The organism is Streptococcus salivarius (assembly GCF_002094975.1).
Lineage (GTDB): Bacteria > Bacillota > Bacilli > Lactobacillales > Streptococcaceae > Streptococcus > Streptococcus salivarius_D.
The window spans coordinates 1,095,329-1,121,142 of the sequence record NZ_CP015283.1 but is presented as its reverse complement, the minus strand read 5'-3'; the positions used below and the strand labels follow the sequence as shown (position 1 = coordinate 1,121,142).

The following is a 25,814-nucleotide window of genomic DNA, read 5'->3' as shown; positions in this document are numbered from 1 at the left end:
AAAACCTGAGTTCTTTTAATGTTAATCAATTTCAAGACCACCAGTATAGAGTCGGTAGTAGGTACCACCTTGTTCCATAAGGCTGTCGTGGTCACCACGTTCAATGATTCGTCCGTGGTCCATAACCATGATAACGTCAGAGTTGACGATGGTTGAAAGACGGTGGGCAATAACGAAAACCGTACGTCCTTCCATAAGACGGTCCATCCCCTCTTGCACCATTTTTTCGGTACGAGAGTCAATAGAGGATGTCGCCTCGTCAAGGATAAGAACCGGTGCATTGGCAAGGGCAGCACGCGCAATGGCGATAAGCTGACGTTGCCCGTTAGACAAGCCTGCACCGTCATCTGTCAGAACAGTGTCATACCCATTATCCAGGTGTTGCACAAAGGAATCCACGTTAGCAATACGGGCAGCTTCAAGAATTTCCTCGCGTGTCGCATCGGAACGGCCATAGGCAATATTTTCAGCGATAGTCCCTGTGAAGAGATGGGTATCTTGAAGCACGATACCAAGCGAGCGACGAAGAGAATCTTTCTCAATCAGCTTGACATCAATACCATCATAAGTAATCACACCAGATTGGATATCGTAGAAACGGTTAATCAAGTTGGTAATCGTCGTCTTACCAGCACCTGTCGCACCGACAAAGGCAACCTTTTGCCCCTTGTCTGCATAGAGATTAACGTCATGAAGGATTTGTTTCTTACCATCGTAAGAGAAATCAACGTCTTGGAAGACCACATTTCCGACCAACTCGACCAATTCGTAGTCGCCATTTGGACGTGGGTGTTTCCAAGCCCAGAGATTGGTTTTCTTGTCTGTCACAACCATTTGACCATCTACCAATTCGTAGTTGACCAAAGTGACCTTACCTTGGTCAACTTCTTCTGGCTCATCCAAGAGGTCAAAGATACGGTCAGCACCTGCAAGTGCCATAAGAACAAAGTTCAGTTGTTGAGAGACCTGAGTAATAGGACCGTTGAAGGAACGGTTCAATTGTAGGAAGGCCATGAGACCACCGATAGTCAAACCACCAACACCATTAAGGGCAAAGAGTCCACCAACCAAGGCGGTCAAAACAAAGGAAACATTTCCTAAGTTCCCAAGAATTGGCATGAGAACATTGGCATAGCGGTTGGCCAAGTAAGAAGATTCAAAGAGTTGCTCGTTAATCTTGTCAAAATCAGCCATGCTTTCTTCTTCGTGAACAAAGGCCTTGACCACTTTTTGACCTGACATCATTTCTTCAATGAAGCCATTTTCAATCCCAAGATTCTTTTGTTGTTCACCAAAGTAACGGCCTGATTTAGCTGATACATTTTTGATGACCATAAACATGATACCTACCATGACTAGGACCACGATAAAGAGAAGAGGACTAACCGTAAGCATGGTTACAGTTACCCCAATCAAGGTAATGGCCGTTTGTAGCAACTGTGGAATAGACTGCTCAACAGCCTGACGGAGGGCATCGATGTCGTTGGTGTAAATAGACATGATGTCACCGTGTTGGTGAGTGTCAAAGTAGCGAACAGGAAGCTTTTGCATACGAGCAAAGAGCTGATTACGAAGGGAACGTAGAGAATCTTGCGAAATCGTCGCCATGAGGAGTGATGACACATAGTTGGCAATCACACCAATAAGACAGAAGACCCCCACTGAAGTCAAGAAATGCAAAAGCGGACCAAAGTCATGGCTACCAGATTTGAGCATGGGTTGAACGTATACGTCAACCAAGGACTGAATAGAGGCCGTCAAATTGACCGTTGCCAAGGAAGCAACCACAATAAGGACAAAGGCGATAGAAAGTGAAAGTTTGTAGTCTTGCCACAAAAAGCGTAGAAGACGTGCTAGAGAGCCCCAATTAGCTTTTTTCTTATTCTGCATCTGCTACTCCTTTCCCTTGTGTTTGCATCTTGTAGACGTCACGATAAATGGCATTGTTAGCCACCAATTCATCGTGGGTACCAATAGCATCGATACGGCCATCATCCATAACAACGATACGGTCTGCATCTTGGATGGATGAAATACGTTGACCGATGATAATCTTGGTTGTATCCTTAAGACTTGATGCCAAACCTTGACGAATCAAACTATCTGTCTTGGTATCAACCGCTGATGTTGAATCATCCAGAATCAAGATTTTTGGATTCATGAGGAGGGCACGTGCGATACAAAGACGTTGACGTTGTCCCCCTGAGACATTGGCACCACCACGTTCAATCTTGGTGTCATAGCCATCCTTAAACTCTTGGATAAATTCATCAGCTTGGGCAATCTTACAAGCTTCAATGATTTCCTCATCTGTTGCCTGTTTATTTCCCCAACGCATATTTTCCTTAATGGTTCCTGAGAAAAGGACGTTGGTTTGAAGCACCATGGCAACTTGCTTACGCAAGCTATCCAAATCATAATCCTTAACATCGTGGCCAGCAACCTTAACTTGACCTGCCTCCACATCATAAAGACGAGGAATGAGCTGAACCAAACTTGATTTCCCAGAACCTGTTCCACCAAGGATACCGATAACCTCACCAGACTTAATATCAAGCGAAATATCTTTGAGAACATGGGTCTTGTCACCATTTTCATCAGTATATGAGAAATCTACATGATCAAAGCTGATAGAACCATCTGTGACTTCAGTCAAGCCATTTTCAGGTGAAACAATGGTTGATTCAGTATTAAGCACTTCATTGATACGCTCTACAGAAGCCATAGAGATAGACAACATGACAAAGATCATCATGAACATCATAAGTGAGATTAGGATAGTCATGGTGTAACTGAACATGGAAGTCAATTCACCTGTAGATAGCTTGCCGATAACGATAAGATGAGCACCAAACCAGGAAATCATGAGAAAGGACGCATACATAGACAACATCATGGCTGGGTTAGACATGATAACCACACGAATAGCACGCATGAACATCTTGTAAATGCGGCGTGAAGCTTTCTTGAACTTATCTGTCTCTTCCTGCTCTTTAACGTAGGATTTCACCACACGCATGTTAGTGATATTTTCCTTGATACTGTTATTGAGGTTGTCATAAGCCTCAAACACTTGAGTAAAAAGAGGGTATACGATTTTGGTAATAATAGCCAAAACCAGACCAAGGAAGAGTGTCACACCAACGAAAATCCAAGCCATTTCGCCATTAATCAGGAAACTTGCTGCAATGGCAAAAATCAGGTTAAGTGGTGCACGTACACAGATGCGGATAATCATCTGGTAAGAGTTCTGCACGTTGGTAACATCAGTCATCATACGTGTTACCAAACCACCAGCTGAGAACTTATCGATATTTTCAAAAGAGAAGGTTTGAACCTTTTTGAAAATGGCTTGACGTAGATTCTTGGCAAATCCAGCAGAAGCAAAGGCCGCATAGCGTGCCGACTGCATCCCACAGAAAAGCGACAGGAAGGCACAGACCAACATGAGGCCACCATAGAGCCAAATGTTAGACATGTTAGATTGCTGGACACCTTTGTCCAAAAGATTGGCCATGACAAAGGGAATGGAAATCTCAAACATGACTTCTAACGTCATGAAGAGGGACGCTAGGATTGAGGGTTTCTTGTATTCCTTTATCTGGGCGATCAGGGTTTGAAACATAATTACCTCCGTTTTTTATTCTTTATTCTTTTGATATTTTTCTTTTTTGATGCTTTCTTAAGTGATGGCGGACGTCAGCGACCGACTCAGTCGTTCCATGACTAGTTATCGAGCCAAAGTCTCGATAACTCCGCTTCCTATAACTGCTTCTGCAGTTATAGGAATATCATCACGGCGAAAGCATCGTTATTGGGCAGAGCAAAGCTTAAAACTAACAGTCTTATGCTTATCATTTATCTATAAAAGAACGGTCATACCCTTTTGAGAGCATACAAAAGCCCCTGAGGGCAGACCCTAGGGATTTTTTCGTTCTCATATATATGTCATTAGTATAGGTTAAATTGAGTAAAATTGCAAGTACAATGTCATTTCACTAACATTTGTAAGCATTTTACGATGTTTGATAAAAATATCGTTCTAAAACCTGCTCATTTTTCACAAACTTATCATAAATGTTCGTAAATTATAGCCAAACGTAGCAGAAATTTGTTTTCTGTTCCTATTTATAATAGACTAACACTAACATTAGATGAAAAGGTGACTCTATGACTATAAATCAACTGCTTCAAAAGCTGGAGCCTACCAGCCCTATCCTTCAAGCTAACTTTGGAATTGAACGCGAAAGTCTTCGTGTCGATAGACAGGGAAAATTAGCACATACGCCTCACCCTTCTTGCCTAGGAGCTCGAAGTTTCCACCCTTATATTCAAACAGATTTTTGTGAGTTTCAAATGGAGCTCATCACACCAGTTGCTAAATCTACCACTGAGGCTCGTCGTTTTCTTGGAGCCATTACCGATGTAGCCGGACGTTCCATCAGTAAAGATGAACTTCTATGGCCCTTGTCCATGCCACCTCGTATCAAGGCCCAAGAAATCCAAGTTGCCCAACTGGAAAATGAATTCGAACGCCATTATCGTAACTACTTGGCTGAAAAATACGGAACCAAACTTCAAGCTATCTCAGGTATCCACTATAATATGGAACTTGGGAAAGATTTGGTTGAGGTCCTATTCAAAGAAAGCGACCAGACTGATATGATTGCTTTCAAAAATGCCCTCTATCTTAAGCTGGCCCAGAACTATTTGCGCTACCGTTGGGTAATTACCTATCTCTTTGGTGCTGCACCTGTTGCTGAGCAAGGTTTCTTCGACCAAGAAGTGCCAGAACCCGTGCGTTCCTTCCGTAACAGTGACCATGGTTATGTCAATAAGGAAGAAATCCAAGTATCTTTTGCAAGCCTAGAAGATTATGTCTCTGCCATCGAAAACTATATCGAACAAGGAGATTTGATTGCGGAGAAAGAATTTTACTCAGCTGTTCGTTTCCGTGGACAAAAGGTTAATCGTTCCTTCCTTGACAAGGGAATTACCTATCTGGAATTCCGTAACTTCGACCTCAACCCCTTTGAGCGTATCGGTATTAGCCAAACTACCATGGATACCGTACACCTACTCCTGCTAGCCTTCCTTTGGATGGATGCCCCTGAAAATGTCGATCAGGCTCTGGCTCAAGGTCACGCGCTGAATGAAAAAGTTGCCCTCTCTCATCCTTTAGATTCTCTACCTTCTGAAGCTGAAACTCAGAACATTACGACAGCTCTGGACCAACTGGTGCAACATTTTGGGCTTGGTGACTATCATCAAGGTCTGGTCAAACAAGTCAAAGATGCCTTTGCTGATCCTAGCCAGACACTAGCTGCTCAACTTCTGCCTCATATCAAAGACAAGTCCCTTGCTGACTTTGCCCTTGACAAGGCTCTTGCCTATCATGATTACGACTGGACTGCCCACTATGCTCTTAAGGGTTACGAGGAGATGGAGCTTTCTACTCAGATGCTACTCTTTGATGCCATTCAAAAGGGGATTCATTTTGAAATCCTAGATGAGCAGGATCAGTTCCTTAAACTCTGGCATAAAGATCATGTTGAGTACGTCAAAAATGGTAACATGACCTCAAAAGACAACTATGTAGTACCTCTTGCCATGGCCAATAAAACCGTGACCAAAAAAATCCTGGCTGATGCCGGTTTCCCTGTCCCTGCTGGCGACGAATTTACCAGTCTGGAACAAGGTCTAGCTTATTATCCTCTTATCAAGGACAAGCAAATTGTAGTTAAACCAAAATCAACCAACTTTGGTCTGGGCATTTCCATTTTCCAAGAGCCTGCCAGCCTTGATAACTATAAGAAAGCCCTCGAGATTGCCTTTGCAGAAGATACAGCTGTTCTTGTTGAAGAATTTATCCCAGGAACCGAATACCGTTTCTTCATTCTGGATGGGCGCTGTGAGGCTGTCCTCCTTCGTGTCGCTGCCAATGTTGTCGGTGATGGCAAACACACCATTCGTGAATTGGTCGCTCAGAAAAATGCCAATCCATTGCGAGGACGTGATCACCGCTCACCACTTGAAATCATTGCGCTAGGAGACATCGAACAACTGATGTTAACACAACAGGGTTATACCCCTGATGATATTCTCCCAGAAGGGAAAAAGGTCAATCTACGTCGTAACTCTAACATTTCTACGGGTGGTGACTCTATTGATGTCACTGAGACCATGGATTCCTCTTACCAAGAACTAGCTGCAGCTATGGCAACTAGTATGGGCGCTTGGGCTTGTGGGGTTGACCTCATTATTCCAGATGAAACCCAACCTGCTAGCAAAGAAAACCCTCATTGCACCTGCATCGAGCTCAACTTTAACCCTTCTATGTATATGCACACCTACTGTGCTGAAGGACCTGGACAGGCTATCACTTCAAAAATCTTAGACAAGCTTTTTCCAGAAGTTGCCACAAATCAAAACTAAAACTTAAATCTTAGGCGCAAAACAAATCACCTTTATCTCGAGATAAAGGTGATTTTGCTTTATTAACCAAACTCTCCTGCTTCTTCCTCAGGATGAGTTTCCATGTACTGGATGTGTTGTATATAGGCATCTTGAGCCTGATTGAAGGCTTCCTGATCACTATAAGGATAATCTATGTAAAAGAGGTCCCGCCAGCCATTCAAGGTTTGGCTATTGTAGAAACCTTGAATCTTTGTGGGAAGAAACTCTTTGTTGTAGCTAATCCGCAACTTGAGTAGAGTCTTATCCTGAAACTGAGTGATGATACTGTTGGAGGTTTCTTGGCCTTCCAGACTAGTCCAAACCTTATTCAGAACAATGTCCTGACTATAGTGATTAGCTTTTATGCGATTTTTGTCCACTGGGAGCTTCTGGGTAGCCTCTAAAAGGTAGGACACCTCTCCTTGAAAATAAGCCTCAATGGTTAAATCCCCAAGACTTGAGCCATATAATAGGCCATCCTTAATAGCAATGTTTGATCCAAAAAGTCTTTGGCCAGACACATCAAAGGACATCCCCTCATCCTGCCCGTAGAGCTTGATGGCATAGGCATCCCTTACACGATAGAAATTTTTAGCGACAAGAACACTATCAAGGGTTTCAGTCTTTTTTGTCCCCACCTTGGGGCTTGTAGGTTTCTTGGTAAAAGCTGTCAAACCCATTAAGCACAAGATGAGAGCGAATATAATCAAGGTAAGCATTGTAGACCTGGAGCCGGTCTTCAGCTTTAACTTGTCTCCATGTTTCAAGGTCTTTCAAGCCTCCTTTTTTAACAATATCAGCATAGCGCCCACCGTTTAAGACATTCTTGGGATTTTTCCACTTCCTAACCATCTTGCGTCTAATCGCATTGTCAGCAGGATGACGAACGTCGAGATAGGTATGGCTATTATTGAGATAGGCTGGTAGGTCAGCATTCAAGCCCTTAGACAGCCCATAGTTAGCAGAATCCGTATCGGCAATGTCAGCGCCAGCTTCAATCTTATAATGCTTAGGATTAGAGTCGATGCTACCGTCTTTCCTTTTCTTGTAGACATTCCACTCAGAAACAAACCTCCCCGTATCCATATTGACAATAAACTCAATAAAACGGGAATTGCTAACTCCATAAGGGCCAATGACACTGGTCTGAGGTAGCTGAATTTTCATGTTCTGCGGATAGGTAAAGTCTCCCAAGCTTCGATTATGGTAGGAAGCACCTGTTGTGTAATCCAGATGAATCTTCTTGTCCTTGCTGTAGGCCAGTAGCTTATCCAAGTCTGTCTTACCCTTGTAGTTGCTCCTAATATAATCCATAGACTGCTTATCAATCCAAGACCTAAAAAGGTGGAGCTTGATACCTAAGTCATCCACCCCAAGCCCTAAATCCGTCTGATAGGTCTCCATAATAGCCTCACGGAAGTAACTGTAAAAAGGACTAGTTGGCTCTAACTTCTTGGAAAATTTATAACCTGACTTCCCTAACTGGAGGAACTGGTACTTGTCCACATAAACCTGCATGTGCTTCATAACCAAATTGAGCTTGTCATGATTAGGGAGTTGAGAAGCTTGGAAAAAGGCCGTATAGGTATCTGAGCCCACTTCCTTACTTTCTTGGTCAATGTCCTGTAAAACCTTGTCTAGCTGGGTCAAGGAAGTCTTTTTCATCTTACTTCTCACCTGAGCCACATAGGCTGGCTTAATGGCCTGATCCCAGTGGTCACGAGCCATAATAGCATCTGCCTTTTGTGAAATCAAGGTCAATCGCTTTTGATAAGACGCGTCCTCCAAGGCCAGCTTTAAAGCCTTTGATGGCGTCGCTTGAACCACAGATAAATCACCGTAGATATCTGCCTTTAGGACAAGATTTACCTGCATATCATAGGAATGATTGATATGGAGAACGAGGTAAATCTTCCCATCTTCCTTCCTAACAGACAAAGCATCGAGTTGATAAGATTGGATAACCCCAGCCTGACTAAGTGCCAGTCTATCTATATTTTCCAAAGAATCCTGATAGATATAGGAAATCTCAGGGTCTTTGACCTTCTTTACCAAAGAGTGATTTCGCTGTCGATTGAAAACCACAAGACCAAGTATGAGGATTACAGCCAGGGCACTTGCCAGATACTGTAAAATTACTTTCTTCATAGTACTTCTATTATAGCATAGGACTCCAAATTAATCTGAAAACGATTGGTAAAGCCTGAAAATAAATGAAAAACAGGCCAACTAAGACCTGCTTAACTAGATTCTTTATAAATCGCTCAAGTGACGATGTTTGATACTAAAATCAAAATAAGCATTTTCCTGAAGTTTGTGGAATATGTCTCTGTAGGCTTTTTCGTCAAAGTGATCGCCACGATAGAGAATCTCAAAGCTCAAACCTTCATATTCCAAGAAGGCATTGGAAGTCTTAAAACCATTACGCTTATAGAAATCCCAACGCGCCACACGTTGCTCAGGATTGTCGTTAGGTTCATCCAAGCGCTCTACTTCCAAGACCATAGAACGCGATGGTCCATAAAAGTCCACCAGTTTATCAATAATCTCACTTCCGTAGCCATGACTCCGCATTTGAGGTACGATGGCAAAGAAACTCACATAAAAAACTTTGGCATTATAGAGAACTGAGGCAAATCCAACAAAATCATCCTCGTCATAAAAGGCAAAGAAATGATAATCATCACGACCATCCAATTGTAAAAACTCACTTAATGGAATACGTTCTTCTTCTGGAAAGGCCTCGTTGTTTAAACGCTCTACCCTATCTAATTCTGGAAACTCTTTGGTAATTAATTGGCTGCGTAAAGCCATAAATTTTCCCCCTTTTTCTGATGCTTATACCTATAGGTCATTATAACATCTTGATAAGTAAGTGCAAGTTTTAAGGGCTTGGATTAAGCTAGGGACAAACTCCTACTGTAACAGACACTCTAAATGCTGCTTATCTGTCTCAGTCATCTCTCTTCTTAAAAAAATAAAAGACAACGACCATTTCTAGTCGCTATCTTTTTTGTGATTCATAAGCTATCGCCTATTTTTTCAATTCCCAAATTTCTTTAGCATACTCTGTAATCGTATCATCCGAAGTGAATTTATGAGATTTAGCAATATTAGCCAAGCTCATACGTGCCCACTTGTCATGATCACGATAAAGTGCATCGATTTTCTCTTGAGCTTCTACATAAGCAGCGAAGTCTTCCAAGAGGAAGTACTCATCGTTGTGGGTGATGAGGGCTTCGTAAATTTCAGTACCTTCAGCTTGAGCATTTGGAATCGTACCGTTAACAAAAGTATCGACGACACGACGAATGACTGTGTTATTTTCATAAACTGCACGAGAGTAGTAATCGTGACGTGCATAGTGTTCATAAACTTCGTCCTTGTCCATACCGAAGATAACAACATTCTCATCGCCTACTTCGTCCTTGATTTCAATGTTGGCACCGTCAAGTGTTGCCAAGGTAATAGCACCAGTCATCATGAATTTCATGTTTGAGGTACCAGATGCTTCTTTAGAAGCCAATGAGATTTGTTCAGAGACATCTGCTGCTGGAATGATAAGTTCCGCAAGGCTGACACGGTAGTTTTCAAGGAAGACCACTTTAAGTTTTCCTTGGAGGCTTTCATCATTGTTAACAAGATTGGCAACTTCGTTGATAAGTTTGATAACAGATTTAGCGAAGTGATAACCAGGGGCAGCTTTGGCACCAAAGATGAATACACGAGGTACCATGTCTTTATCTGGATTATCTTTCAGATCCCAATAAAGTTTGATGATGTGGAGAAGGTTAAGCAATTGACGTTTGTAAGCGTGAAGACGTTTCACTTGAACATCAAAGATAGTATCTGTAGACACTTCTAGGCCTGTTGTTTCTTTGATGTAGTCTGCCAAACGTTGTTTAGCAGTCTTCTTAACTTGATAGAACTGGTTCAAGACTTCCTTGTCATCCAAGTAAGTTGTAAGATTTTCAAGCTCATGGATGTCGTTACGCCAACCATCACCAATCACGTCATCAATGGCTGCTGAAAGTTCAGGAGCTGCAATTTGTGTCCAACGACGTTGAACGATACCATTTGTCTTGTTATTGAATTTTTCAGGATAAATAGTATAGAAATCGTGAAGTGTATCTTCTTTAAGAAGTTCGGTATGAAGTTTGGCAACCCCGTTAACTGAGTGACCACCGATGATAGCCAAGTTAGCCATATGAACTTGACCATCCTTAACGATACGAGTACGTTCGATAACATCCGCAGCAATACCACGTCCAGCCATTTCAGCAATGTAACGGTTGTCGATTTCCAAGATGATTTGGTAAACACGTGGAAGGACACGTTTGAAGAGCTGTTGATCCCATTTTTCAAGGGCTTCTTGAAGAATAGTGTGGTTAGTGTAGCTCATAGTCTTAACAGTCGCATTCCAAGCATCTTCCCATGAAAGACCATATTCATCAAGGAGAAGACGCATAAATTCAGCTGGTGCAACCGCAGGGTGGGTATCATTGATGTGAACAGATACTTTTTCGTGGATATCTTTCAATGGCAAGCCCATCTTGAGGTAAGATTTGATGATTGTTTGGAGACCGGCACTTGTCATGAAGTACTCTTGAACCAAACGCAATTTTTTACCTTCAATTGTTGAATCATCTGGATAAAGAATGGCAGTAATATCTTTCACACGACGGCGTGCTTCCAATGTTGGGTAATCCAACTCATATTCTTCAGGAATTTCAACATCCCAAAGGCGAAGATTGTTAATCACACCATTTTTATAACCAATTTGCGGCACATCATAAGGTACGGCACGAAGGACTTGAGCATTCTTATAAGTTGGGACAAAGCGACCATCTTCATTGCTTTCAAGAACCACATCACCAAAGAGTTTCACATAGACAATATCGTGGTCTTTACGTGTTTCCCAAACATTACCTGTAGAACCAAACCAACCATCTGGTAATTCCACCTGGTAACCATCAACAATACGTTGTTTAAATAGTCCATAGCGGTAACGAAGACCGTTACCAAAACCAGGATAACCAGTAGTCGCAAGTGAATCCATGAAGGCAGCAGCCAAACGACCAAGACCACCATTACCAAGTGCCATGTCATGCTCAGCTTCTACAACTTCACGGAAGTCAATATCAAGTTCTGCGAATCCCTCTTTAACAAGGTCAAGAATACCAAGGTTGAGAAGGTTAGTTTCCAACATACGACCTGAAAGAAATTCAATCGAGAAGTAGTAAGCAATTTTTTCTTGATTGTCTGAAAGTGCATGGTTACGTTCAATCCATGTATTTGTGTAATATTTACGGATCAAACCAGCCAAGGCAGTAAAAATCTCCGTTGGTGTGGCCTTAGCAACTTTAATCAACTGCTCTTGATGGAGAGTATCCTTAAAGTCACGGATGAATTGTTCTTTTGTTAAATTTTCGAGTTGCATAGAAATCCTTTCTTACTACTTCCTTATCTTCAATACACTTCTTACAGGTATCTATTCAGATAAGAGGGAATTGGAAATTTTACTCAAACTTCCAAACCTTGCCAGACAAGATTCGAAACAGACATTTCAAAATCTTTATTTACAAAACTGTCAAAACAGTCAATTATATTATAACACGATTAGAGTTATTCTTCTATTCAGACTTTTAGACGCTTTCTCTATAATCTCTGCCAAGCAAAACTTAGGGGCTAAATAATTTTAGAAGCGTTTTCAAACGCTTTACACGAAGATAACTTTTCCCTTGCGAGAAAAGTTATCTTTGGAATTATACTAATTGTTTGTACAAATCAACATATGCCAAACTTGCTGTATCCCATGAGAAGTCACGTGTCATCGCATTGTGCTGGAGTTGTTTCCAAGCATCAGCGTTGTTTTCGTAAACATCGAGAGCTTTTTCAAGGGTTTGAACCATCCAGTAACCTGAGAAGTTACCAAATGAGAAGCCTGTACCTGAGCCTGTCACAGGGTTGTAAGGTTCAACGGTGTCACGAAGACCACCAACCTCACTAACCACTGGCAAGGTACCATAGCGCATAGACATCATTTGAGAGAGGCCACATGGTTCAAAGGCTGAAGGCATAAGGAAAATGTCACAACCAGCATAAATTTGTTGAGCCAACTCTAAGTTGAAAGTAATGTTGGCAGACATTTTTTCTGGGTAAGCATGAGCGAACCAAGAGAAAGAATTCTCATAGTCGCTATAACCAGTACCCAAAAGAACAATCTGAACATCATGTTGCAAGATGTTGTGAAGTTCATTTACCACCAAATCGAAACCTTTTTGGTCAGTCAAACGAGAGACAATACCAATCAATGGAACGTCTTCACGAACTGGAAGTCCAACACGATCTTGAAGAGCTGCCTTGTCTTTGGCTTTACCTGACAAATCATCCACTGAGAAATGATAAGGAATGTGAGTATCTGTTTCTGGATCAAGGAGGTCCGTATCGATACCATTAACAATACCAGATAACTTACCAGATTCCATGCGCATGATTTGATCAAGGCCTTTACCAAATTCAGGTGTTTGGATTTCACCAGCATATGATGGTGAAACTGTTGTGACACGGTCTGCGTAAAGAACAGCTGCTTTCATCCAGTTGAGGCAATCATTCCAACGGAGGGTACCATCAGCATAACGCTCGTAACCAACACCAAAGATTTCCCAAAGCATACCACTGTCAAATTGACCTTGGAACTCAATATTGTGGATAGTGAAGACTGTCTTAATACCTTGGTAAGCTTGAATCCAATGGTATTTTTCCTTAAGAAGGAATGGAATCATGCCTGTGTGGTAGTCATGAGCATGGAGAATATCTGGAATAAAGTCCACTTTTTCCATCAACTCAAGGGCAGCCATTTGGAAGAAGCCGAAACGCTCACCATCGTCCCACTCACCGTATACCGTACCACGGTTGAAATACTGCTCATTATCAATGAAGTAGAAAGTCACACCATCGCGAACGATTTTCTTGATGCCGACATATTGACGACGCCAACCAACATTTGTATAGAAGAAGCCAAGGTCTTCAACCTGATCGCCAAATTTAGCCGAAACCACATCATAATATGGGAGAATTACGGCAACTTCGTGACCATTTTTGACTAGAGATTTAGGAAGAGCACCGATAACGTCACCCAAACCGCCAGTTTTAGCGAAAGGAGCACCCTCTGCTGCTACAAATAAAATTTTCATCGTACAATATCCTCTGTTACAACGCTACCTTTTTTGATGACAACTGGGTTGTTTTCTGTACCTCGAATCGTAACACCTTCAGCAATTTCAACACCTTTATCCACAATAGCGTATTCAACTGTCGCGCCCTTGGCAACTTTAACACGTGGGAAGAGAATTGAATGGCTCACACTAGAACCTTCAGACAAATCAACATTACGTGAAATCACTGAGTTCTCAACTTTTCCTCGTACAATCGAACCAGATGCAAATTGTGAAAGCTTAACTTCTGAAGAGTCTGAATAGTATGTTGGCTCTTCATTTTTAACTTTTGTATAAACTTTTTGGTTTGGTGCAAAAAGTTTATAGAATTTGTGTGATTCCAACATATCCAAGTTAGCATCAAAGTATGCTTTCACTGAGTGGATATTTGAAAGGTAACCAGTGTACTCGTAAGCAAAAGCATTTTCAGCAACTGCCAAATCACGAAGTACATAACGAAGCTTACGTGGTTCTTCTTTAGCTGCTTCTTCTTCCAATTTTGCAATCAAGAATGGTGTATCCACAACAAAGATGTCTGTAGACATATTGTAAGCTTCTTTATCTCCACCCTGGAAGAGCTCATGGCTAAGCACTTTGTCAGATTCATCAATTTCCAAAATGCTGTTTACATCTGAAATGAGTTCTTTAGGAAGTTTTTTGTAGACCACAGTAACTTTTTGTTCTGTTGTATTGTGGAGGTGGAAAACTTGGTTAAGATCAATGTTGACCAAAACATCACTGTTAAGCGCTACCGTTTGGTCTGAACCTGAACGTTTAAGGTAAGTCAAAATTTGACGATAGTATTCTTCATCAACAGTTGAACTTTCAACTGGAGTGTTATAAATACCAAGGTAGTAGTGGCTGAGGAGTGTTGACAAGCCCCACTCACGACCTGAACGAATGTGGTCGAAAACAGAACTGATGTTTTCGTTTTGGAAGATACCAAAGACGCTACGGATACCAGCGTTAGCCAAGTTAGACAATGGGAAGTCGATGAGGCGATATTTTCCACCAAATGGTAGGGTGGCAATAGGACGGTGCTCAGTCAAACCATCCATGTCATGGAATCCTACGGTATTTCCTAGAATTGCAGAATATTTATCAATCTTCATCTTTTGGTACCCCCACTACTTCATTGTATCCTACGACTTGCACTTCTTCTGTACCGTCAATTTCCACACCCTCAGAAATGTGTGCACCTTCACCGATAATAGCACGTTTAATTTTTGCACCTTTACCAATGACTGCACCACTCATGATTACTGAATCCTCAACAACTGCTCCTTCACGGATTTGCGCACTTGTTGAAAGCACAGAATGTTTAACAGTTCCATCAACTATTGAACCGTCGACTACAAGGGAATCCTCAACATGGGCATGTTCACCAAAGAAGTTTGGTGGAGCAATCACGTTACGTGAGTAAATTTTCCATTGACGGTTACGACTATCCAAGGCATTTTCAGGAGAAATGTACTCCATGTTTGCTTCCCAAAGGGATTCGATGGTACCTACGTCTTTCCAATAGCCTTCAAATTCATAAGCAAAGACGCTTTCACCTGTTTCAAGATAAGCTGGGATAACGTTCTTACCAAAGTCTGACATATCAACGGCACTCTTTTCAGCTGAAACCAACATGTTGCGAAGACGTTTCCAGTCAAAGATGTAAATACCCATTGATGCCTTAGTTGATTTAGGATTTTCAGGTTTTTCTTCAAATTCGACGATACGGTTATTAGCGTCAGTGTTCATGATACCGAAACGGCTAGCTTCCTTAAGTGGTACATCAAGAACTGCTACAGTAAGACTCGCGTTGTTGTCTTTGTGTGCTTGGAGCATATCATCATAGTCCATCTTGTAAATATGGTCACCAGACAAGATTAAAACGTATTCAGGATTGATGCTGTCGATATAGTCAATGTTTTGGTAAATAGCGTGGCTGATACCTTCAAACCAACGATTACCTTCACTAGCTGAGTAAGGTTGAAGAATTGATACACCAGAGTTAACACCATCCAAGCCCCAACTTGAACCATTTCCGATATGGTTGTTCAAAGCAAGTGGTTGATACTGTGTAATGACACCAACATTGTTAATCCCTGAATTGGCACAGTTTGACAAACCAAAGTCAATGATACGGTAGCGTCCACCAAACTGAACAGCTGGTTTGGCAATACTTTGGGTCAATTTTCCAAGACGAGTTCCTTGCCCACCAGCAAGGATCAAAGCCAACATTTCATTTTTCATGAATAGTCCCCCTCATGATTTTTAGTTTCATCCCAAAAAGGATGACGAGATAATCAGTCGAAACTGATTATGACAATTAAAGTAAGTTTTTCACTAATAGTAACAGTTCGAAAATCAAAAGCATCTTAGAATTGTGATTTTCTATCTATCACCCCGAAAAACAAATCGTGTACACGTTTAAGTCTACCCTTTATTTCAAACGACGTTTTACACGCCAGATACTTGCTCCTAGAGCAGGTAGGGTGAAGCTAAGGGTATTTTCATAGTCCTTCCACTTCGCTTTTTGGGTACGGGTTTCAGGATTTCCTTCTTTCCAAACGCCACCGAATTCTTCCATCTCAGTGTTAAGCACTTCTTGGTAGATACCAGCTACTGGCAATCCAATAGTGAAGTTTTGACGTTCCACTGGAGCTAGGTTGAAGACACAGACGAGGAAGTCACCCTTATCGCCTTTATCATCTTTACGAATGAAGGAAAGAACACTTTCAGCACGGTTATCCGCATCGATAATCTCAATACCATCGTAAGAATCATCAATCTGCCAGAGAGATTTATGGTCCTTGTAGAAAGCATTCATATGGCTAGTAAAGGCCTGCATCTTCTGGTTCATCTCATCTTCAAGATTACCCCATTCGAGTTGATAATCAAACTTCCACTCCAAGAATTGACCAAACTCAGAACCCATAAAGAGCAATTTCTTACCTGGGTGACAGAGTTGGTAAGCATAGAGGTTACGAAGACCAGCAAATTGATTATAGCGGTCACCCCACATCTTATGCATCATGCTCTTCTTACCATGAACCACTTCATCATGTGAGAAAGGTAGAACATAGTTTTCATTGAAGCAATACATGAAACTGAAGGTCATCAGATTGAAGTCATACTGACGGTAAACTGGATCTTCTGCGTAGAATTTGAGGATATCGTTCATCCAACCCATATTCCATTTGAAGTCGAAACCTAGACCACCTTCTTCAATCGGTTGGGTGATTGGCGTTGCTGCAGTTGATTCTTCCGCAACCATCATAACATCTGGATAGCGTTTTTTAATTTCACGATTGAGTTTTTGAAGGAAGCCGTAGCCTTCCAAGTTACGATTTCCACCGTCCTTGTTAGGCATCCATGGACCTTCATCATAGTCCAAATAGAGCATGTTAGATACTGCATCCACTCGGATACCATCGATATGATAATTTTCAATCCAGTAAAGAGCACTTGAAATAAGGAAAGACTGAACTTGATTTTTTCCTAAGTCAAAGTTAAGTGCGCCCCAACGATAGTTATGAGCTCGATCATGATCCTGATATTCGAAAGTTGGTGTACCATCGAAGTAGGCCAAAGCATCGTCATTCTGTGTATAGTGACCTGGGACCCAGTCTACCAAGACACCGATATTATTCTGGTGACATGCTTCTACGAAATCTTGAAATTCTTCTGGTGTGCCATAGGTATGCTCAAAAGCAAAGTAACCCATAAGCTGGTAACCCCAACTCATCCCAAGAGGATGAGCCATGAGTGGCATGAATTCCACGTGGGTATAGTTCATCTCAACCAAATATGGAATCAACTCTTCTTTCAATTCTTTGAAAGTATAAGGTTGACCATCCTCTTTTAGTTTCCAAGATGATGCATGAGCTTCATAGATATTAACCGGACGTTTTTGGAAACCAAAGCGTTTACGACGACCCATCCAAAGGCCATCCTTCCACTTCTTAGTTTTCTTCTTACGAATCACAGCTCCTGTTCCAGGACGAGGCTCTAAGTAAGTCGCAAAAGGATCCATCTTTTCGACGACTTGACCTCCCTTACGTTTCACCAAGAACTTATAGAGTTGTCCTTCCTCTGGGAGAGCTGAAGTTGCCTCCCAAACACCGATATGGTTTTTGGTCATATCCAGAGGTTCATCAAACCAACCTGTGAAATCTCCAATTACCTGAATCTGCTCAGCATGAGGGGCCCACACACGGAAGATAAAACCTTCTTCTCCCTCTAATTCATGCACACCCAAATAATTCTGAAGGTGGAAGTTCTCACCTGTTCCAAATGTGTACATGGCTTCATCGAGATTCATACCATCACTCCTTTCTTAAACTAGCCTTGATAGTTCTAACTATCAAGAAATTAAAACATTGAAATATATGTAAATACACTAGAAAACCCTTCAGACCGATAGGGCTTACAAGTAAACAAAACCACTTATGTAAGCGTTTACTGTATTATAACATTTTTTGACATTCTTGTCAGTAAATCTCCAAATCTTTTTTCATATTATCGAACACAAAAGTCTTACGTAATTTTCCAGAAATATGTAATTCAACAATACCTGAATCATACTCAGCTTTTGCGACATAGAGATTATCGTAAATATCTGCATATGAACGATATGAAAATTCTTGTACGGTTTGCTTACGCTCAATTAATTTGGCAACTTTAGCAACCAAGTCTTTCTTAAGAGTCACTTGATTCCAATCCACCTGATTAACAGCATCAGGGGCATTGTAGCTATTCATGGCACGCTTAACATCCGCTTCCGTGTAATTTCCATCTTCACCTGTTGCAACCATCTTACTACGCTGGAATTCTTGTCCCAATTGCATGAAACACATCCCCTGCATAGTCAGATTGAGGGCATTAGCCAAGTAGATACGTTTTTCAATATCCTCTGGCGAATCATGTGGATGCAAATGGTGCATCAAATCATTCAAATTGTAGTTGTCATGCGCTTCGATATAGTTGAGGACCTGACCAGGCATGAGGTAGTTTACAAAACCACGGCTACCAAGCAGACTCTTGGCAATCTGATCTTCCAATGGAGCTCCAGACACATAGCCATTACTGATGTGCCCATAGACCTCTGCTCCCTTGACCGCATCACGCGCATTGTCATTGAAAAATCCGATTCTAGGCATCAAGGCTGCATTATCCTTCTTGGCCTTTTGGTCTACAGGAAGTCCAATTCCCATATCCCATCCTTCACCATAAAGAAGAATCCTAGGATCAATATCATCCATAGCCGAACGAACGGCTTTCATCGTTTCGACATCATGTAAGCCCATGAGGTCAAAGCGGAAACCATCCACTCCAAATTCTTCTGCCCAATAGGTCAAAGAATCAATCATATACTTACGGTACATTTCCTTTTCACTGGCTGTTTCATTTCCACAGCCTGATCCATCTTGGAAAGACCCATTGTCATGCATACGGTAGTAATAAGCCGGCACAGATAGTTGGAACGGAGAGCTATAAGAAGAGTAAGTATGGTTATATACCACATCCATGATGACCCCAATTCCTGCCTCATGGTAGGCCTGAATCATTCTCTTAAGCTCTAAAATCGGTGCCACAGGATTCTTCTGATCAGCAGCAAACTGACGGTCCGGAACATTGTAATTCTCAGGATCATAGCCCCAGTTGTAGAGAAGCTTACCATCTTTATCATAGGTTTTATGGTGATCAAAGACTGGTTGCAGTTGGACATAGTTGTAGCCCATACGTTTGAGGTAATCAAAACAAGTCACATCTCCATGGGCATTTCTAGTCCCTTTCTGACAAGCACCTAGATAGGTTCCTCTATAGGACTTCTTAACCCCAGACGTCTCTGAAATCGAGAAGTCACGGAGGTGCATTTCACAGATTACGGATGAGCAAGCATTTGCCTTACGCCAGCTCGCTTTTTGCTTAGTAACCTTTTCATACCCTCTTGGGACAAGTCTCTTAGGATTGACCACCAAATTTTTTTTATTATCTAAGCTAAGGGCAATACTGTAGGGGTCTCTTGTATCCTGATAGAAGCTTTCCTCATGATACACACGAAATTGGTAGGCTACCCCATCCAAATCCTTTTTGACAGTGGCACTCCAAACACCGTGAGTATTCATCTCATGACGGTCCTTATTGATACTGGTTCCTCGGCTCATCTTAATGATCTTAGGGTTTTTACTGCCCTTTTTAAAAAGCAAGAGCTTCACACGACGAGCTAGAGGTGACCAAAGGCGAAACTCTGTAGCCCCTTTTTCATACTTATGACCTAACCAACCTTGAAAGCCCCACTTCTGATCAAATTCCTGTCTACGAAGAGCCATATCAAAGGCATGCTGGTCACGACCTTCGAAACTATGGCTAGTCAAGGCTGCCTGTTTAGAATAATAAACCGTTGGATCACCTTCAACTATCCAAATAGCATTGGGAGCATCCCCTAGGAAGCGTCGGACACGGTAATCATGTGTTTGCCTCGACCAGTCTTCCGTTTTGACCAAAAGATTGACAGAATCAATAAAACGATTGGAGGGAGAAGTAACCTGACCAACAAGGCCAAAATCATCCTCACGTGAAAAATGGGCTTCTTCGCCCCAATAACCATCTAGCCACTTCCACATACTGTATCTGGAATAGTCGCCATGCATACTATGAAAATGAACGGTTAATAAATTGTCCATTTTTTACTCCTTAGTTTTTGTTACTCACTTTTTCTCCTATTATAGCAGAAAATGTTCGTTTTGTAAGCGTTCTTATGGAATATTTTGCAATTTTTTGGTCTATTTTGAACATAAAAAAAGAATGAGAAAATAAATGGCAAAACACTCATTTTTCTCATTTCTTTTGTCGATTTTAATTCCTTTAGAACTAGGCTTGAGACTCTTTCCAGTCCATTATTCTTGAGTCATCAAAACCTTACGTGGTTTGGTACCTTCAGCTGGTCCGATAACGCCTGCTTCTTCCAACTCTTCCATCAAACGAGTGGCACGGTTGAAACCAACTGACAGACGACGTTGAATCATGGAAGCACTTGCTTTTTGTGTTTCAAGGACCAAAGCCTTGGCCTCTTCAAAGAGTGGGTCACCTTCTGAGCTACCACCATTGGCAGAGGAACCTCCACCAAAATCATTTTCAGAAACTTCACCAGGATCAAAGCTCTCATCATAGTCAGCTGAAGCCTGATCCTTGATAAAGGTCACAATACGTTCTACGTCATCGTCAGAGATGAAGGAACCTTGCAGACGAACAGGGTGGTTTTCATCAATCGGTTTGAAAAGCATATCCCCACGTCCGAGTAGCTTTTCTGCCCCATTTTCATCTAAAATGGTACGACTATCTGTTCCCGAAGACACCGCAAAAGCCACACGAGATGGCACATTGGCCTTAATCAATCCAGAGATAACATCAACCGATGGACGTTGAGTGGCGAGAATCATGTGAATTCCCGCAGCACGTGCTTTTTGTCCCAGACGAATGATGGCATCTTCCACTTCCTTACTGGCTACCATCATCAAGTCAGCCAACTCATCAACGATAACCACAATTAAAGGCAGAGGAATCTGTTTTTCTTGCGACTGAGCGTTCCAGTCTTCCACCTTGGCATTGTAGCCAGCAATGTTACGCACGCCAAACTTACTAAAGAGTTCGTAACGATTCTCCATCTCATCTACCACTTTTTGAAGAGCCTTGGCGGCCTTACGTGGGTTGGTCACTACAGGGATAAGGAGATGAGGAATATCATTGTAAACTGAAAGTTCAACCATCTTAGGATCGACCATGAGGAACTTCACCTGATCAGGACGAGCCTTCATAAGAATACTAGAGATAATACCGTTAACCGCAACCGATTTACCAGAACCCGTAGATCCAGCGACTAGTAAGTGAGGCATCCGACCCAAATCAAAGCTACGAGCCGAACCGTCAACCGCCTTACCAAGGGGAACCTCCAAGAGCTTATTAGGATCCGTCTTGGACTGTTCCCAAAGTTCACGGAAAGAAACCGTTGCAATCTCTGAATTAGGCACTTCGATACCAACCAAAGATTTTCCAGGAATAGGTGCCTCAATACGAACATCTTTCGCAGCTAGAGCCAGAGCCAAGTCATCTGCTAGATTTGAAATGCGATTGACACGGACCCCAACAGCAGGCTTGACCTCATACTTGGTCACTGACGGTCCAATTTCAGCCCGCTCAACCTTGACATCAATATTGAAACTCTTGAAGGTATCTTCTAAGATTCGAATATTCTTACGAACGATGTTCTTCTCTTTAGATTGACTCTTAGGCTTATCAGGTGCAAAGAGATCTATATGAGGTAATTTATACTGCAGGAGTTCCTTAGGCGTGAAATCAACCTCGACTGGTACGTCATCTCCCTCAACCACCATAGATGGGGGAAACTCATCGCTTGGCACATCCTCTGGATAAGGTGCATAATCTTCTTGGAAATCCTCATAATCCTCTGGAGGCAGATTATCATAGTAATCCTCAGAGGCATAATCACTGATTTCAGGTTCGGGTGCAAAAATCTCAGCTTCTTGTGGCAAGGCCTCAGCGGCATCATCCAAGATTTCTCCCGTCTCCTCGTCGACAGTCAAATCAGCCAGACGCTCGGCTTCGGCACGTTCTTTTGCTTCACGTTCTTTCTGAGCCTGACGTTCTGCCTTCTTCTCCTGACGTTGAGCCGTCCGTTCCAAACGCTTCTCAGCCCCTTTCTGCCAAGCTTCCTTAGCATACTCCATGATATCCAAGACATCCCAAGGGCTAAGAATGAAAGCCCCTAAGAGAATAATCAATACCCCAATCATGAAGCTACCGATATTTGAAAAGAGGAAGGAAATCGGTTGATACAGAAGAGCCCCCAACATACCACCACCCGCAAAACGAGCGACTTGCACACTCACAAGTTCCCCAAAAAGCAAGTCCTTGGTACCAGGGAAAATATCCAGACCGTTCATACGATCTAGACTAAAGAGATAGGCATGAAACTCCAACAAGAGCCCCGCGAAGACCATCCAAAATCCTGTGACATAGTTACTGTGTTTACGTAACAATTTAAAGCCAAAGAGATAAACATATATAGCAAAAATTAAGGGGTAAGCCATACTCCCCACAAATACTCGAAAGAGATTATAGAGGGTAACCCCAAAGAAACCCAATCGAAAGACTGGGAAAATTAAGACAAAGGCAAAAAAGAAGGTCCATAGCATTCGCTTAATCGCCTTCTGTCTGTCTAATTCTGCTTTTGTAAGACGCTTCTTACCGTTCTTAGAAGCCGTCCCTTTTTTCGTTTTTTTCGTTGTAGCCATAGGTGTATTATACCACGTTTTTAGACATGAAAAAAGAGAGACAAGTCTCTCCTTAGATTGAAGACAAAGTCTTCTTTTGCGACTTTCCTTCTTTTGACATTATTCTTCAATTAACGATGTTGAGTGAACCGGACGATTCTTACCATCTGGATCAATATATTGGATGGCTTGGTTGATAGCGATAGGGGCTTCACCCATTCCCACAGCAATCAAGTCAATCTTGCCTTCATATTCTGCTGCATCACCAATAGCATAAATACCTTCTTGTGAAGTTTCAAACTGGGCATTGACAGTAATGCTAGAGCGTTTAAAGTCAACATTCCAGTTACGAAGGTTTTTATTGTTGGTTGAGAAGCCAAAGCTAACAATAAGGGCATCAAGCGGCAATTCCACAACTTCATCTGACTTCACTTTTTGAACAGTCAAACTTTTGGCAAGACCACTTTCACCCTTGATTTCAAGGGGTACATAAGGTGTCATCACATTAACTGATGATTGATGAAGAAGCTCTACACTATGCTCATGGGCACGAAAAGCATCACGTCGGTGAATCAAAGTCACGCTCTCAGCAATCCCATCTAGGTGATTGGCCCAGTCAACAGCTGAATCCCCACCACCAGCAATCACAACCTTCTTGCCAGCAAATTGATCCAGGCTATGCACATTATAGAACAAGTTATTATCCGCATAATCTTCTTCATTATCCACACCTAAAGGACGTGGGGCGAAGGCACCATTTCCACAGGCAATGACGATAGCCTTAGACAAGTGTTGGCCCTTACTAGTAGTAATTGTGAAGATACCATCGGTCTTTTCAAAGGTTTGAACTTCCTCTTTCAAATGAATGCTGACACGGTCTTCAAAACGCTTAAGCTGAGTCAAGAGGTTTTCTGTCAATTCCGCACCTGTTGTTTGAGGAAAGGCAGGAATATCATAGATTTTCTTCTCAGGGTAGAGAATGGCAGGCTGTCCACCAAGTTCTGACAGACTCTCAATAATATTAACAGTCATGCCACGTAGTCCAGCATAAAAGGCAGCCCAAAGTCCTACTGGTCCACCACCGATAATGGTAATATCATAAATCTTTTCTTCTGACATTTTATTTTCCTTCTGCTTTTATCTCTTCTAAAATCTGACGTTCTTCATCCGTAAAATCATAGTTTTCCAAAAGATCTGGTCGACGCTCCCAGGTCTTACGCAAACTCTGCTCCATACGCCAACGTCGAATATTGACATGGTGACCTGACAAGAGCACATCTGGCACCTTCATGCCACGAAACTCAGCTGGGCGAGTGTACTGTGGAAATTCCAAAAGCCCTGATGAGAAACTATCATCCTTATGACTAGCTTCCTTACCTAAAACCTCAGGAATCAAACGGACAGTGGCATCTACAATAGTCATAGCAGCCAGCTCTCCCCCAGTCAAGACAAAGTCTCCCAAGGAAATCTCGTCTGTCACCAAAGTTTTGATGCGCTCATCATAGCCCTCATAATGGCCACAGATAAAGACCAGTTCCTCTTCTTGCGCCAATTCTTCTGCATAGGCCTGATCAAAGGTACGCCCCGCAGGATCTAGGAGAATAACGCGAGGCTTAGTGACATTTAGCTTGTCAAAGGTATCAAAAATTGGCTGGGCACGAAGCAACATGCCTTGTCCACCACCGTAAGGTTCGTCATCTACATGACGAGCCTTCTCCGCATTTTCACGGAAATTGTGATAGTTGATTTCTAGAAGCCCCTTATCCTTTGCCTTACCAACAATGGAATGTTCTAAAGGAGCAAACATATCTGGAAATAGGGTCAAGATATCAATCTTCATCGTCTAATCCTTCCATGAGCTCAACCTCAATACGGCCAGCTGCAACATCAACATCAAGAACTACAGGTGGGATATATGGCAAGAGCAAATCTTTCTTGCCTTTACGTTTTACTACCCAAACATCATTAGCACCCGGTTGGAGAATCTCTTTGACCTGACCAATCAAAGTATCACCTTCATAAACATCAAGTCCAATGATTTCATGATAGTAAAATTCCCCATCATCAAGGTCTGTTAGATTTTCCTCAGCAATCTTGAGGCTACAACCTTTGTACTTCTCTACATCATTGATATGGTAAAGCCCTTTGAACTTAACGATATCAAAGTTTTTATGTTTACGGTGACTCGCAATCTCGACATCCATGATGTAATTATCTTTGTCATCAAAAAGGGCTAGGACACTCTTCTTCTTAAAACGTTCATCCGCAAAATCTGTTACAGATAAAACACGAAGTTCACCCTGCAAGCCCTGTGTATTTACAATCTTTCCAACGTTATAGTATGTCATTGCATTTCCTTATTATCTGTTTACTTCTTCAAATAAAACTACGACTCGACCAAGGGCTTATCATCATCTGACAGCCATCACAAAACAAAGGTTTTTCTTCGGGTCGAGGTCTCGTTATTTATGATTTTAAAGTGGTATAAAATGACTGACCTAGGCCAGTCAACCCCTCTATTTTATCAAAAAGGACACAAAAAAACCAGCTTTCTCTAGCTGGTACTTATAGTCCGTACGGGATTCGAACCCGTGTTACCGCCGTGAAAAGGCGGTGTCTTAACCCCTTGACCAACGGACCATAATCTGTGTCTCTACCCTCAGGTAGAACTGGGGTAGCTGGATTCGAACCAACGCATGAGGGAGTCAAAGTCCCTTGCCTTACCGCTTGGCTATACCCCAAAAGACTCTTATTATTCTACAGAAAAACTAGTGGGCTGTCAACACTTTTTTTAAACTTTTTTTCAAAAAAAGCAACCGGAAATACCGATTGCTAGGAGTTAGGAGATTTCATC

At 42.0% G+C, this 25,814-nt stretch carries 16 protein-coding genes and 2 tRNA genes; 1 reads left to right on the top strand and 17 read right to left on the bottom strand.

Translation table 11 applies throughout. From position 1 onward, the window contains the following. Positions 1 to 21: 21 nt before the first annotated feature. Both V471_RS05715 and V471_RS05710 read right to left on the bottom strand, forming a co-directional pair. Positions 22 to 1,890 (bottom strand): ABC transporter ATP-binding protein, encoded by a 1,869-nt coding sequence (locus V471_RS05715; RefSeq protein ID WP_049554223.1) that lies wholly within the window; start codon positions 1,888 to 1,890, stop codon positions 22 to 24. Continuing rightward, complete coding sequence (locus V471_RS05710) at positions 1,880 to 3,625, bottom strand: ABC transporter ATP-binding protein (RefSeq protein WP_002886878.1); 1,746 nt, start codon at positions 3,623 to 3,625, stop codon at positions 1,880 to 1,882. Before V471_RS05710 ends, V471_RS05715 begins: the two co-directional genes overlap by 11 nt. Positions 3,626 to 4,170: 545 nt before the next feature. Here V471_RS05710 and gshAB point away from each other — a divergent pair. Beyond that, positions 4,171 to 6,435 carry a bifunctional glutamate--cysteine ligase GshA/glutathione synthetase GshB gene (gshAB, locus tag V471_RS05705; protein ID WP_084871200.1) on the top strand — a complete coding sequence of 755 codons (2,265 nt, stop codon included), beginning with the start codon at positions 4,171 to 4,173 and terminating at the stop codon, positions 6,433 to 6,435. 62 nt (positions 6,436 to 6,497) lie between these two features. Here the strand turns inward: gshAB and V471_RS05700 are convergent, their stop codons facing one another. The 15 genes from V471_RS05700 to V471_RS05625 form a co-directional block, all read right to left on the bottom strand. Then, a complete protein-coding gene (locus V471_RS05700; RefSeq protein WP_002886876.1) occupies positions 6,498 to 7,094 on the bottom strand; it encodes a hypothetical protein in 597 nt (198 codons plus the stop codon). After that, a complete protein-coding gene (locus V471_RS05695; RefSeq protein ID WP_002886875.1) occupies positions 7,075 to 8,604 on the bottom strand; it encodes a DUF1310 family protein in 1,530 nt (509 codons plus the stop codon). The genes V471_RS05700 and V471_RS05695 overlap by 20 nt, the downstream gene beginning before the upstream one ends. A 105-nt stretch (positions 8,605 to 8,709) precedes the next feature. Then, a complete protein-coding gene (locus V471_RS05690; protein ID WP_002886874.1) occupies positions 8,710 to 9,270 on the bottom strand; it encodes a GNAT family N-acetyltransferase in 561 nt (186 codons plus the stop codon). Between the two features lie 220 nt (positions 9,271 to 9,490). Continuing rightward, positions 9,491 to 11,896: a glycogen/starch/alpha-glucan phosphorylase gene (locus tag V471_RS05685; RefSeq protein WP_084871199.1), complete on the bottom strand. Its 2,406-nt coding sequence runs from the start codon at positions 11,894 to 11,896 to the stop codon at positions 9,491 to 9,493. 325 nt (positions 11,897 to 12,221) lie between these two features. Continuing rightward, a complete protein-coding gene (gene glgA, locus V471_RS05675; protein ID WP_002886872.1) occupies positions 12,222 to 13,652 on the bottom strand; it encodes a glycogen synthase GlgA in 1,431 nt (476 codons plus the stop codon). Next, complete coding sequence (gene glgD, locus V471_RS05670; RefSeq protein ID WP_002886871.1) at positions 13,649 to 14,785, bottom strand: glucose-1-phosphate adenylyltransferase subunit GlgD; 1,137 nt, start codon at positions 14,783 to 14,785, stop codon at positions 13,649 to 13,651. Before glgD ends, glgA begins: the two co-directional genes overlap by 4 nt. Further along, positions 14,775 to 15,917: a glucose-1-phosphate adenylyltransferase gene (locus V471_RS05665; protein ID WP_084871198.1), complete on the bottom strand. Its 1,143-nt coding sequence runs from the start codon at positions 15,915 to 15,917 to the stop codon at positions 14,775 to 14,777. The genes glgD and V471_RS05665 overlap by 11 nt, the downstream gene beginning before the upstream one ends. Positions 15,918 to 16,107: 190 nt before the next feature. Continuing rightward, positions 16,108 to 17,988, bottom strand: coding sequence for a 1,4-alpha-glucan branching protein GlgB (gene glgB, locus V471_RS05660; RefSeq protein WP_002886869.1), 1,881 nt, complete (start codon positions 17,986 to 17,988; stop codon positions 16,108 to 16,110). Between the two features lie 169 nt (positions 17,989 to 18,157). Next, on the bottom strand, positions 18,158 to 20,353 hold the full coding sequence (gene pulA, locus V471_RS05655) for a type I pullulanase (protein WP_084871197.1): 2,196 nt from the start codon (positions 20,351 to 20,353) through the stop codon (positions 18,158 to 18,160). 213 nt (positions 20,354 to 20,566) lie between these two features. Continuing rightward, complete coding sequence (locus V471_RS05650) at positions 20,567 to 22,981, bottom strand: DNA translocase FtsK (RefSeq protein WP_084871196.1); 2,415 nt, start codon at positions 22,979 to 22,981, stop codon at positions 20,567 to 20,569. Positions 22,982 to 23,080: 99 nt separating this feature from the next. Then, complete coding sequence (locus tag V471_RS05645; protein ID WP_070847633.1) at positions 23,081 to 24,079, bottom strand: NAD(P)/FAD-dependent oxidoreductase; 999 nt, start codon at positions 24,077 to 24,079, stop codon at positions 23,081 to 23,083. A 1-nt stretch (position 24,080) separates the two neighbouring features. Further along, on the bottom strand, positions 24,081 to 24,800 hold the full coding sequence (gene trmD, locus V471_RS05640) for a tRNA (guanosine(37)-N1)-methyltransferase TrmD (RefSeq protein ID WP_002886864.1): 720 nt from the start codon (positions 24,798 to 24,800) through the stop codon (positions 24,081 to 24,083). Next, positions 24,790 to 25,308, bottom strand: a complete 519-nt coding sequence (rimM, locus tag V471_RS05635; RefSeq protein ID WP_002884411.1) for a ribosome maturation factor RimM — start codon at positions 25,306 to 25,308, stop codon at positions 24,790 to 24,792. The genes trmD and rimM overlap by 11 nt, the downstream gene beginning before the upstream one ends. Before the next feature lie 220 nt (positions 25,309 to 25,528). Continuing rightward, positions 25,529 to 25,600 (bottom strand) — tRNA-Glu (locus V471_RS05630). 29 nt (positions 25,601 to 25,629) lie between these two features. Then, positions 25,630 to 25,701, bottom strand: a tRNA-Gln gene (locus V471_RS05625). Positions 25,702 to 25,814 lie beyond the last annotated feature (113 nt).

What these genes read in the sequence shown, in the direction of transcription:
- V471_RS05715 (WP_049554223.1), bottom strand. Translation starts at nt 1,890, where the DNA reads ATGCAGAATAAGAAAAAAGCTAATTGGGGCTCTCTAGCACGTCTTCTA.
- V471_RS05710 (WP_002886878.1), bottom strand. Translation starts at nt 3,625, where the DNA reads ATGTTTCAAACCCTGATCGCCCAGATAAAGGAATACAAGAAACCCTCA.
- gshAB (WP_084871200.1), top strand. Translation starts at nt 4,171, where the DNA reads ATGACTATAAATCAACTGCTTCAAAAGCTGGAGCCTACCAGCCCTATC.
- V471_RS05695 (WP_002886875.1), bottom strand. Translation starts at nt 8,604, where the DNA reads ATGAAGAAAGTAATTTTACAGTATCTGGCAAGTGCCCTGGCTGTAATC.
- V471_RS05690 (WP_002886874.1), bottom strand. Translation starts at nt 9,270, where the DNA reads ATGGCTTTACGCAGCCAATTAATTACCAAAGAGTTTCCAGAATTAGAT.
- V471_RS05685 (WP_084871199.1), bottom strand. Translation starts at nt 11,896, where the DNA reads ATGCAACTCGAAAATTTAACAAAAGAACAATTCATCCGTGACTTTAAG.
- glgA (WP_002886872.1), bottom strand. Translation starts at nt 13,652, where the DNA reads ATGAAAATTTTATTTGTAGCAGCAGAGGGTGCTCCTTTCGCTAAAACT.
- glgD (WP_002886871.1), bottom strand. Translation starts at nt 14,785, where the DNA reads ATGAAGATTGATAAATATTCTGCAATTCTAGGAAATACCGTAGGATTC.
- V471_RS05665 (WP_084871198.1), bottom strand. Translation starts at nt 15,917, where the DNA reads ATGAAAAATGAAATGTTGGCTTTGATCCTTGCTGGTGGGCAAGGAACT.
- glgB (WP_002886869.1), bottom strand. Translation starts at nt 17,988, where the DNA reads ATGAATCTCGATGAAGCCATGTACACATTTGGAACAGGTGAGAACTTC.
- pulA (WP_084871197.1), bottom strand. Translation starts at nt 20,353, where the DNA reads ATGGACAATTTATTAACCGTTCATTTTCATAGTATGCATGGCGACTAT.
- V471_RS05650 (WP_084871196.1), bottom strand. Translation starts at nt 22,981, where the DNA reads ATGGCTACAACGAAAAAAACGAAAAAAGGGACGGCTTCTAAGAACGGT.
- V471_RS05645 (WP_070847633.1), bottom strand. Translation starts at nt 24,079, where the DNA reads ATGTCAGAAGAAAAGATTTATGATATTACCATTATCGGTGGTGGACCA.
- trmD (WP_002886864.1), bottom strand. Translation starts at nt 24,800, where the DNA reads ATGAAGATTGATATCTTGACCCTATTTCCAGATATGTTTGCTCCTTTA.
- rimM (WP_002884411.1), bottom strand. Translation starts at nt 25,308, where the DNA reads ATGACATACTATAACGTTGGAAAGATTGTAAATACACAGGGCTTGCAG.